Origin of the sequence: Microcoleus vaginatus PCC 9802 (assembly GCA_022701275.1) — a bacterium.
GTDB classification, from domain to species: Bacteria; Cyanobacteriota; Cyanobacteriia; order Cyanobacteriales; family Microcoleaceae; genus Microcoleus; species Microcoleus vaginatus_A.
The window spans coordinates 5,898,093-5,910,645 of the sequence record CP031740.1; the positions used below are offsets into that span (position 1 = coordinate 5,898,093).

Annotated in this window: 2 protein-coding genes; one reads left to right on the forward strand and one right to left on the reverse strand. The window is 47.0% G+C overall.

The window, feature by feature from the left end:
• Positions 1–9 precede the first annotated feature (9 nt).
• A complete protein-coding gene (locus D0A34_24510) occupies positions 10–8,247 on the reverse strand; it encodes a PAS domain S-box protein (protein ID UNU21583.1) in 8,238 nt (2,745 codons plus the stop codon).
• Positions 8,248–10,439: 2,192 nt separating this feature from the next.
• Here D0A34_24510 and D0A34_24515 point away from each other — a divergent pair.
• Entirely contained in the window at positions 10,440–12,371 is a 1,932-nt protein-coding gene (locus tag D0A34_24515) for a sensor histidine kinase (GenBank protein UNU21584.1), read from the forward strand.
• Positions 12,372–12,553 lie beyond the last annotated feature (182 nt).

The window sequence follows — 12,553 nt, forward strand, 5'->3', positions numbered from 1 at the left end:
GGGTTATCTTTACTTAGAAGCTAAAAGTTGTTGAATAGTGCTTGCCAATTGCTTCAGCTTGACGGGTTTGGTGAGGTAATCATTGGCTCCGGCGGCAAGGCAACGATCGCGATCGCCCGTCATGGCTAAGGCAGTTAGGGCAATGATCGGCAGATCAACTAAGTTTGGATCGCTGCGAATACGCTGCATAGCTTCTAGACCATCCATACCAGGCATTTGAATATCCATCAAAATTAGATTGGGGTTTTCAGACTTGGCCAGGGCGATCGCCTCTTCTCCATTCTTAGCCAAGAGAATGCGATAGCCTTTAGCTCTCAGGTAGCTCGAAATCGTAGTGATATTAGCTTCGTTGTCTTCTGCCAGCAAGATTAAGGGAGAGCCCCCCTCTTCGGGCTGGCTGGGTTCGATGCGGGGCTCTGTTTGGGATTCCAGGTAAACAGAGGATGGCGCACAAGCAGTGCAGGGAAGGTCGATCGTGAAGCAACTTCCTACACCCACAGTGCTGGTGAGCCCCACCTGCCCGCCGTGGAGTTCGACAATGCGTTTCACCAGGGCAAGCCCCAAGCCAGTGCCTGTATATTGACGATTCAGCGCGCCATCGATTTGGATAAAGGGCTGAAACAGTTTGTTGATATGTTCTGGGGCAATACCAATACCTGTATCGATGACGGCAATTCGCAGAGTCTCTTTGACCAAAAAATGGGGTGGGGAATCTGCAGAATCTGGGTCGGCAGGGCGCTGTTGACGGCTGACTTCTAGGGTTATGCGTCCTCCGTTAGGAGTGAATTTGACAGCGTTATTGAGCAGGTTGATCAAGACTTGGCGCATCCGCCGTTCATCAATTAATAAGTCGGGCAGATTGAGTGGCATTTGAATCTCTAGCTGGATGCGTTTTTGCAGGGCTTGTTGTTTGATAAATGCCAGACTGGATTGACAGAGATGATTGATTGAAACAGGGGTGCAATCGAGTTCCATTTGACCCGATTCAATTTTGGCGACATCCAAAATGTCGTTGATTAACTCTAGTAAGTGAGAGCTACTGCGCTCGATGGTTTGTAAAGCTTTGATTTGTTGTTCGTTGACGATGCCAAAGACTTGCTCTTGTAGCCCCTCGCTCATGCCCAGAATGGCGTTAAGGGGGGTGCGGAGTTCGTGGCTCATGTTGGCGAGGAATTCGTCTTTGAGACGGGTAGCACGGGCGAGTTCTTCGTTAGAGGCTCCTAGTTGTTGGTTGCGCTCGGTGAGTTGCTGCTGGGCTTGTTGTCGTTCGGTGAGTTCTTGCTGCAACTGCTTAAATAGGCTAGCTTGTTGAATTGCGATCGCCAACTGGTTGGCAATTTGTTGCAGGAGTTGCGCTTCAGACTCTTGCCATACTCGTTGTTCTCGACAGGCATGGACGACTAAAACCCCCCACAGCTTCTTGGTTTGCCCTGGGGCAATCCATCTATGGCTTTCGCTGCTTCGGACTTCTTGCAGGATAGGTGCAACGATTTTGGACTGGACTTGACCAACGCTTGCGTATTCCACCAAGCAATCAGTCCAGATATCGGTCATTACATTGGGGACGATGCGGGGCTTGCCCTGCCAGTACCGGTTGAGGATTTCTTGCGACCACCGTTCGTCCTCCCAGTGATGGTCTTTGAGCGCCGGGAACTCGCTCGACACAGCTTCTTCAACAATTTGACTTCTGCCATCCCCAAATAGCCGGAACACGATGATCCGATCGCCTTGCAAGATTTCTTTGACTTGCTGTGTCACAGCCGCCAAAATTTGGTTAATATCCAACGATTCGCGAATTTGCTGGGCGATCGCTCCCAAAGTTCGCTGCCGTTGCAGTTGTAAAGCGATCACATTTTCTGTTTGCTTGCGGATAGCCAGTTCTGATTGTACCTGTTCGTAGAGGTAAGATTGCTGAATTGCGATCGCTAATTGGTTAGCAATTTGTTTAAGTAAATTGATTTCCCAGTCTTGCCATTGGCGCGGACGATCACATTGATGAACAATCAGCAACCCCCAGAGGGTTTGATTCTGAATAATTGGAACTACGAGTTTGGCTCTGACCTCGATGTCTGCGAGGAATTCAACCAAGCAGGGTACGATTGACTCGTTTTCATCTTCGCTATCGTTGAGGGCATAAACTCTTCCTTGGATATAGCGTTCGTAGGTGTCTTCGGGGAAAACCTCTTCTGGGAAGAGGATATCCAGGAGCTTAAGCCTATTTGGCGAAACAGATTCAGCAATGGCAGCCCCCGTCCCTTCAGGAAAAACCCGATAAACCAGCGTTCGGTCTGATTGCAAGAGCTGATGGATTTCCTCAACAGTGCTATTGAGAATCTCGTCCAGATTTAGAGACGATCGCATCCGTTTAGTAATCGCTCCCAGCAAACGTTCCTGTTTTGCTTGTTGTTGCAATTTCTGTTCGGCTTCTTTGCGATCTGTGATATCCTGAAACGTGCCTACCAGACCAATAACATTATCTGAGCAGTCTCGCAGGGGAGCCTTGTGGGTTTCGATAAATATTAGTTTACCATTGGGTAGGGTTAGCGTTTCTTCGATCCCTAATATAGCTTCACCCGTTTCCATTAACCGCCGATCCATCGCACAATACTCGTTCGCCTCGACTTCTTCCTGGCAAATATCTAAATCTTTTTTACCTATACTTTCGGTCGTAGATGGCAAGCCTAGAGTTTGGGCAAACTGCTGATTGCATCCTAAAAAAACCGACTCTCGATTCTTCCAAAACACGGCGAGCGGAATGGTATCGAGTACCGTTTGCAGAAACTGCTGAGATTCCTGCAAAGCCTTCTGGGCCTGTTTGCGCTCGCTGATGTCTACTAATACACAAATAGTTTGATCGTCTGAATCTGGGAGGAGTGCCACTCCGATCAGGACAGAAATCCGGCTGCCATCCTTACGGTAGTATTCCTTTTCCCAGGGTTCGATCGCGCCATCCTGCATCACGCGCTCCATCGCTAAAACATCAGCGGGGAAATATTCGGGGGGGGTCATGGCATCCCAATGAATTAGCCCCGCATCTAGTTCCTCCCGAGTGTAGCCAACCATCTGTAAGAAGCGATCGTTGGCATCGATAATGTTCCCCTGAAAATCGGCAAATATCATGCCGCTCACACTGGACTCAAACACCCGGCGGAAGCGGATTTCACTGCTTTCTCTTGCGATTTCAGCTTCTTTGCGATCGCTGATATCCGATAAAATTCCCTGGATGCTAATCAATTCCCCTTCAGCATTTATAACGGGTGTGGCGCTGCTTCTTACCCAGACATAATTGCCATCTCGGTGGCGGTGTCGGAACTCATAATCACTTGACTTTTTACCAGATTTGATATTTTCCCGATAATCAGTAACCACCAAAGAGCGATCGTCTGGATGCACCAGATATATAAACGACTTACCAATCCATGCACTCTCGTCCCAGCCAAACATGGTCTTGAATTGCGGTGACACATAAGTGAGTATGCCATCGGGTTCACATGACCAGATCAAATCATTAGCTCCTTCTACCAGTCGCCGGAATTTAGCTTCACTCTCTGCTAATTCGGCTTCGATCTGTTTGCGATCGCTGATATCGCGGCATACACAAATCAATAATCCATTCTCTGTGAGGGTGAGGGACAGCCCTTCGGCAAAGGTAGAGCCATCTTTGCGGGTGCCGATCGCCTCTCCCTGCCAAGCGCGATCGCGTCCCAGCACCGGAAAGACTTCCCGCTCAAACCGTTCTAACTCCTCTGGGGAATACAAAAGTTGCCAGGTTTTGCCCAGCAGTTCTTGGGGATGTTCGTAGCCAAACAGTTCTAGATGGGCTTGATTCAAATAGAGGTAGGTATCTCCTTGCATAATCGCAATGCCGTCGATCGCTGCCTCAATTGCCGCCAGTTGTATTTTTAGGGTTTCTTCGGTTTGTTTGACATCGCTAATATCGGCAAAATAGCCGATAATCTCGGTTGGGCAACCTTCTTCATCTCGCACCACGCGCAGCTCATCCCGTAGCCAAACGTAGTGACCATCGTGATGCAAAAATCGATATTCATGCTGATGAGTATTGTACTCAAAGAGAGCGGATAGATCTGCAAAAACTCTAGGGGCATCTTCTGGGTGAAGATGGTTAGCCCAGAAGCCAGATTCCGATAAAAATTCTTCTGGCTTGTAGCCCAAAATAGCTGACATATTTTTGCTCATGAAGGTTAATTCATAGTCGCCATAGGGCTTACAGCTATAGATCATCGCGGGACTGGATGCCAGAAGAAATTCGAGGCGTTCTTTCAACAGGCGATTTTCTCGCTCTGTCTGTTGGCGATGGGTGATGTCTTGGATCAGGGCCAGCGCATAGAGATGTCCATCATCACCCGATAGGACAGAGGTGGAAATGGAGATAGTGCGCCGCTGTCCATCTTGACGCTGGATTTCCCTTTCCACAGCGATCGGCTGCATCTGTCTACAGTTGGCGATCGCCTGTTCTCGATCTTCTAGATTCGGGTACAAGGTTTGATACCACCCCAGACGGTTAATTTCTTCTAAGGTGTAACCCGTAATCGCTTGCATTTGCTGATTCCAGACTGTGAAGCGGACAAAGGGAAACTCCTCAACTTGATGGAAAACGCACAGCCCTTCTGCCATGTTTTCTACAATTTGTTGACGGAAAGTATTTTCCTGCTGAAGCGTTGCTTCGGCCAACTTGCGATCGGTAATGTCGAAGCCAATGGCTAGATACTGAAAAGGTCGCCCTTGTTCGTCCAAAAAGGGGACGATGGTGGTGGCGACCCAGTACAGGCTACCGTTTTTTGCCAGATTGCAAATTTCACCGCGCCAAATCTGACTGCTGTTAATGGTGCGCCACAAGTCTTGGAAAAAAGCAGGGGGATGATAGCCAGAGTTGACAAGGCGATGGGTTTGTCCGATCAGTCGATCGCGGGAGTAGCCAGAGACTACACAGAAGCGATCGTTGACGTAGGATATCACCCCTTCGCGATCGGTGATGACCACAATGGCAGACTGATCCAAGGCCTGTTTAAAGGCTGATAATTCTTGAATTAACTGCTGTCGTTGGAGTTCAGCCTGTTTGCGATCGCTAATATCAAAGTTGACCCCTATCATGCTCTGGGGATTGCTTTGGGCATCTCGCACGACGACACCATAGGCTTTAATAAAGTGCAGGCTGCCATCGGGATGCACGATCCGATACTCGGTATCGTATTCTGCCTGTCCTAAGACGGCTTGGTGGAGCAATGTTTCGGTGGGGATGCGGTCATCGGGATGTAGCCTGTTTGCCCAAAAGTCGTAGACCTGACAGGCATCAGATGGTTTTGTCACAGCAAACAGTTCGTACATCCGCTCATCTCCAAGGATGGTATTCTGTCCAAGGTTCCATTCCCAAGAAGCGATCGCCCCAGATTTGAGGGACAAGGCGAGGCGTTCCGATAGTTTTTGTAGTTCTGCTTCGGCTCGTTTGCGATCGCTAATATCTTTGGCGATGCCTAAAAAGCCGATAATTTGCTGATGGACATCCTTGAGGGCGGTGATGGATAGCGACACAGGAAATCGAGAGCCATCTTTGCGGATATAGCTCCACTCTTCTTCGCTGACCAAGCCTTGGCGTGCTTTGGCAACAAAAACCTCAAAGCCGGGGGGAATATTTTGCCCTAGTTCGGCAGAGAGTGATGCTGCCCGGTCAATTACCTCATTTGCATCGTGGATGAGTGCGGGGGTAGCTTGACCGATGATTTCTTGAGCACTGTAACCCAGCATCCTTTCGCCTGCGGCATTCAAGGTCTGGATGATGCCACTTGGGTCACTGGAGATGATGGAGTAATCAGCACAATCGAGGATGGCGCGTTGCAGGCTGTTGACTTGCCAAAGCTCTTGGGTGCGTTCTGCGACTTTGGTTTCTAGCTGTTGGTTGAGTTGCTGGAGTTTTTGTTCGGCTTGTTTGCGATCAGTAATGTCTGTAGTAGTTCCTACATAGCCGACTACTTGCCCGTCTGCATCCCGTTCGGCAACGGACTGCCCATAAACCGACGTTACCCCACCGTCGGGACGTTGAAAGCGATATTCGAGTTGGAAAGGGCGATTTCTTTGGACAGATTGCTCCCATTCGGCGATGACGCAATCGCGATCGTCGGGGTGTAGCCCTTGTTGCCATCCTTCCCCGACGGCGGTTTTTGGGGTGAGTCCGCTGATCTGACACCAGCGATCGTTAACATATATGCAATTGCCTACAGCATCGGCGCGAAAAATCCCCACTGGAGCGGCTGCCACTAGGGTGGCGTAGCGTTCTTCGCTTTCTTGCAGGCAGACTTCAGTTCGTTTGCGAGCGCTAATGTCGGTAATAGTGCCTATATAGCCGCTCCGATGTCCATTGGCATCGAGTTCGGCGACGCACTGCCCATAAACCCACGTTACCGTACCGTCGGGACATTGAAAGCGATATTCGAGTTCAAAAGAGCGGTTACCTTGAATGAATTGCTTCCATTCGACCATGACCCAATCGCGATCGTCGGGGTGCACTCCTTGTTGCCATCCGTGTCCGATAGTGGCTCCTGGTGTGAGTCCGCTGATCTGAAAGTAGCGATCGTTGACATAGGTGCATAGCCCCGTAGCATCGGTGCGAAAAATCCCCACCGGAGCAGCAGCGGCAAGGGCGGCGTAGCGTTGTTCGCTCTCGATCAAGGTGGCTTCGATCCGCTGTCGCTTTACCAGTTCATTCTGCAATTTTTGCTGGATCATGGCTTGCCCAAGGGCGATCGCCACCTGTAGAGAAACTTGTCGCAGGAGTTCGATCTCGTCAGTCGTCCAAGAGTGTGCACTGGCTCGATAACTGGCGATCATTAATCCGCGCAGTTGTTCCTCAATCACGATCGGCACCATCAGCTTGGCGCGAATATCAAACCCCACTAACATTTCCTGATGGCACTGGGTCATTGGTTCGCCGTAGATGTCGTTGATGATGCGAATTCTGCCCTGGCGATAGGGTTCAAGCCATTCTGGGCTCATGCAAGGATCGTGGGCTTCCCTATGGAGCACCGATCGCCCAGTGTCGGTAATCGCTTCCGCAATCACCGTGCCGCTAAAGTCAGATCGAAACTGGTAAATGATGACGCGATCGCACCCCAGAAGCGAGTGAATTTCCTGCACCGTAGTCTGCAGAATATCTGACAAATTCAGGGACGAGCGGATCTGCTCGGCAATGGTATTGAGAAGTTGCTCTCGATCGGCCTTTGCTTTGAGGGCGGCTGTCCGAGCTTCCACCTGCTGCTCGAGCTCAACGTTGCGATTTGCCAGCAGCGCCACCTTTTCCGCCTCTAGGCGCACCACCTTCTCTTCCCACTTCTGGACCAGTTTGTATAGCTCCAGCGGGTTGAGGGCTTGCAGCAAACTGGTCTGGGTGACGATGCCTAATAGTTCTCCTAGCTCCCCTGTCACCGCCAACCGACGGATCGATCGCTGCTCCACGATCTCCTGCACAGTCCAGAGCGAATCGTCGGGTCTAACGGCAAAAATCGGCGTACTCATTACCGCCTGAGCTAGACAGGTTTCCAGGTTCAAGCCCAATGTCTGAAATTGCACAATATCCCGTTCGGTGAGAATCCCCACTGGAATTTGTAGCGGTTCAGTAGAGATTCCGCCTGGGTGTACAATCACCACGGAACTGACGCGATTCTCTGCCATAAGTTGGGCGATCGCCAGTAGGGAAGAATCTGGCGCAGCACAAATCACTTCGCGGGTCATCACTTCTGCTACCATACGCAACCGCAGCAGGTCGATCGGTCGAGAGGTTTGGCGCAGACTTTCGTGAGTCACTAGGCCCACTAGGCGATCGAGATCGTCCAGGATGGGCAAATGGCGAATGTGGTGCTGCTGGAGCAGGTTAATCGCAAAAAATAAATCGGTGAAGGCGGACTCGCGGAGGGTGACGACGGGGTGTGCCATCACCTCCCGGAGCACCAAATTCTCCAAGGAACGCTGTTGGGCACTCAGCCGCACCACGTCTCGCTCGGTCAGTACGCCGACCAATTGCTCGTTTTCCACTACCAACACGCAACTCGATCGCGCCTCTAGGTGGAGGTCGTCAAGTTGACCATCCGCCGTTCTAGTGGTGTTGCAGAGCGATCGCACGCCGCTCATTTGGGCGATCGCATCCATCACCGTCGTATCGGGCGAAACCACCAAGGGTTCCCGGACGATCGCAGTCCTGAGTTCTATTGGAGTCAGAGCCGTAGTACGCATGAACATGAGTTTATAGGGTTTTATTGCTGATTATTTTTTTAAACACTTCGCCTTAAACACATGAGCTGATAGCGTAGCCTGGCGTCAGCCATAGTAACGAGAATAGTTACTTAGCTGCACGACATTCTCTAAATATTATATTTACTTTCTGTTGGCTCCTGCATGAAATGAGTTATGGAAATTCGGCGACTCTAAGGTAACAATCTCTTATCACTCTCATGAGATCATAAAAAGAGAAAGTAACGATCTTTCATCACTTTCCTGAGATAATAAAAACAGAAAGTGGCGTAAACTCTTTACGACTATGTTGAAGCTCGGAGAACTCGCCGTAAGGAGAAAATTTATTGACGATTGACGCTTACTATAAATTATACAGAGCATACAAAACACTATTCCCAGAAGTGAGAATTTGTGAGGCTCTTAATTACTTTCATGGGGAGATTTTCTGATATTAAGCGTAAAACACTACCAGCAATATCTCGTGTAGTGGGATTAAGCAATGAACAAAAACTCTGGCTTTTTCTAAGCGAATTACTTGAAAATTATAACGCTTGAGACAGGCTAGGCTAAACCTTATTCTACAAGAACTAGCGAGACGATCAATTCTTATACTTATTGTTGATAAAGTAGGAAATTAAAAGAAAGGGAATACAACCGATTATCTGAAACGAGGTCACCACTCAAATAGAGTTTGAGGAAGTCGGGGTGAAAAAACAGAACTCTGTTAAAAATAAGTGAATACAGAGAATGTTTCTACTGAGGCAACTCAATATATGGGCGCTATATTAAGGGCAGTTTTGACTCAAAAGCAAGACAAAAATCTCGGAAAACTAAGAACGGCGGATGGAGCACAAAAAGTTAAATACGCCAGCCCTTGTAGTTAGATTAAATGCACATGGCTGGTAGGTTGTAAAAATAGCAACGCCGGATTAATTGGACTCCCCAAACAGGGAAATAGGTTTTACATAAATGGCAAAAACTATGCCAGAAAAAGGTTTGGTAATTTTGGAATCGATTTTTAAAAGCGAAGTTAAAAGAAGCAGACATAGAGTTCTTATAAGAATGCCTCAAAAACAAGCCACCTACATACAACAGTATTCTATTAGATAATAAATTAGATAAAAAGCGCTCTCTTATATTATAGAAACTCATGACTGATTAAATTAAATACTAAAAAAAATGGTTTATTTGCCAACGAGGAAGGAAGAGTCATAAAGGAAACCAAGAAGCTGTATTACACCAAATTAAACCAGACCTAGATATGTTGGAATGGGCTGCGTGGGGGGAATAAATCGACTGAAAATATTTGGTTAAATCAGGGTTGTGTGCAGGGAGTGAACCTGGTTACACTGATTACCAACGACGTGAGCAAAAACTGCTGAAATAAACGAAACGCCGTGCTCTTAGATTATTGTAGGAATTTTATAACATTAAATTAGCTGGGTTTGCGGCTTGGTAATTTAGTTTATTCATCGAAAAGTTTATATCAAGCTCATGGAGCAATAAGCCCAAAAACCTGCTCAGATTAGACGCTCCCGAATAATCATCCAAAACAACTGATAATAATACACGGGTGTCAAGAATTACAAGAGTTAGGATAAAAATAAAAAAATAGGTTGTACATATTTTTTATTATCCAACTATTGTGCCGAAATGAACCCAATTGAAGTGGAGTGGCAACCCATGAAAAAAGATGAATTAGCGGGAGAGATATTTGACTGAGAGTTAGAAGTCGCCACGCCGTAATTCACGGATTAGAAGTTAGAGGAGAAAGAGGAAACTACCGTACACAACGTGTTAAATTTAACTCCCTTCACGCTACTTAATATTTAGTTAAATAAAGATTATTTTTCCCGCCTACCTACTTAAGCTACAGCTTATTACTCGACCGAACGGCAGGCTGGCTTATTTGCATCTACCTACTTATTTATTCGGTGATTTATTCCCTCGCGACTGGAGCCATACTTTTTTATTAAGAATAAAATATCACATGAAGTATCCAGAAACCCGGTTTATTAAGGTCAGTGCCTCTTGGAAGCTCCAAAAGCGGAAACGAGAAACCGGGTTTCTTAGGCAAGGTAAGAGCATCCTAAGTTACAAAAATTATCACATTAATTATCAATGCGGTACTCTAAACTCAGCCGCGAGTTAAGTTAGACTGAATTGTCAGTGCGTGAATTATTCACAGGTTAGCATCTATGCAGCTCAAACATCTTAATCAGCCTTCACAAGAACTCTCTACCTCTTGCGAGCATAACATCAAAGAGACCCAGCCACCAAAGCTCAATTATTTCGCTCACATAGCCCGTTCCTTGGGCAACCTCAGTATTCACGACAAAATATGCCGTGGGTACGCACTGGCTCTTTGTGTTGCGATTGGGGGAACGACTGTCGGGATGTTGGTGGGCACTCATTACTATCGAATAACTAATAATCAAGTACACATCGATCGCGAAAGTCAGCTTTTACATAAGTTGCAGGTGGCTTTAGTGCGGACGCAAAACAGCCAAGAGTGGCTGATTTACGGCATCGACAAGCCCCAAATATTTGACAAAAAATACCAACAGCTACAAAAGAATATTTACAGCTTAAAAGAGTTGCTATCTGAAGTTAAAAAACCTAAATACCTGAAACAAATAAAAGGGCTAGGTAAATTTATAAATACTTGCGATTCGCTACTATCTAATTATATTTCTCAACTAGAAATAGTTAATAAAAAAAGTAGTTATTTGCCAAATAACCCCGCTCAACAAAGCGTAAAACGTAAGTTGGTGTCGAATTTCGCTCGAAATAAAACAGGGTTGCAACTAGATACGGCTGTCAATGATATAGCAGCAATTATCGATCGCGCCCAAGAGCAAGAAGATGCAGGGCGGGAGGATCTGCTGCGAGCCCAGGCGCTGCGGGTGCAAATAATTTTGGGTAGCATGGCACTGTCGATCGTCGTTGCAGCAGTGCTAGCGGGCTTCACCAGTCGGGCGATCGCCAAACCCCTCGCCGCTGTAACTAAAATCGCTCAGCGAGTGACTGAAGAATCTAATTTTCAGTTGCAAGTACCAGTTACCAGCACCGATGAAGTAGGAGTATTAGCAGCTTCGCTGAATCAACTGATTCAGAAAGTAAATCAGTTGCTACAAGAATTGAAATCTGAACAACAAACCCAGATACTTCAAAATGAGAAAATGGCAACTTTGGGGCGGATGTTAGCCGGTGTTGCTCACGAAGTTAACAACCCAATCAATTTTATCTATGCCAATATCGACCCAGCCAGAAATTATGTTGAAGATATTTTAGATTTGCTCAAAACTTACGAAACAGAAATTGCCAACCCGCCTGCCGCAGTGCTGGCGAAAGGCGAAGAAATAGACATCGATTTTCTCAAAGAAGATTTGATCAAAATATTGGACTCGATGCAAGTAGGGGCTGAAAGAGCCAAAGCTATTATCTTAAGTTTGAAAGATTTTTCTCGCCTTGATGAGGCAGCCCCTCATCCCGTCGATTTGCACGCCTGCATAGATAGCAGTTTGCTGATTCTCAACAGCCGCCTCAAACAGGGCATTGAAGTGGTATGCAATTACGGGAATATTCCGACTGTTGAAGGCTATATGGGTTTGCTTTACCAGGTATTTGTGAATCTTCTGAACAATGCACTAGATGCTGTGGAAGAAAAAGCAAAAATGGAGAAAACCCGCTCTAAGGAGGCGAAAAAACAATCGGCTTCGGACTCAAGCAAACAAGAAGCACCGAGTTTTTCGCCGAGAATTGTGATTGCTACAGAATACTTGGACGACGACTCAGTGGTAGTGCGAATTTCTGATAACGGTATGGGAATAGCGCCAGAAAGTCAAGAAAAAATGTTTGAAACATTCTTTACTACTAAACCGAGAGGTGTAGGTACTGGTTTGGGATTGGCAATTGGTCGCGAAATTATAGTCAAGAAACACGGGGGGACGATTAACTTTTGGTCAGAGGTGGGAAGGGGGACGGAATTTTCGATCGCCCTGCGGATTAAGCATGAGGATTCCATGCCAAATCCGCTGTTAAAACCTCCAATTGCTCGCGAATATAATTCCCTCGGCAACGAGAACGTGCCAACGAAGCCCGAAAAGAGAGGGACTGTAAAAACTTAAAAATAATAACTTTTGGTAAGTATAAAAAAATACTACAACTGCCCGCAAGCTAAAAACTCTGAGGTCATAATTTATGCCAAATCTCAAATTTCAAATAGTATGAGATTGCTTAGTGACTGGCTGTCACCCCCCCAGCACTCACTGAGTGATAATACCAAAATAAAAACTATTTTCCATAATCT

Excerpts from the sequence above, each read along its gene's own strand:
- D0A34_24510 (UNU21583.1), bottom strand. The coding sequence starts at position 8,247 with ATGTTCATGCGTACTACGGCTCTGACTCCAATAGAACTCAGGACTGCG.
- D0A34_24515 (UNU21584.1), top strand. The coding sequence starts at position 10,440 with ATGCAGCTCAAACATCTTAATCAGCCTTCACAAGAACTCTCTACCTCT.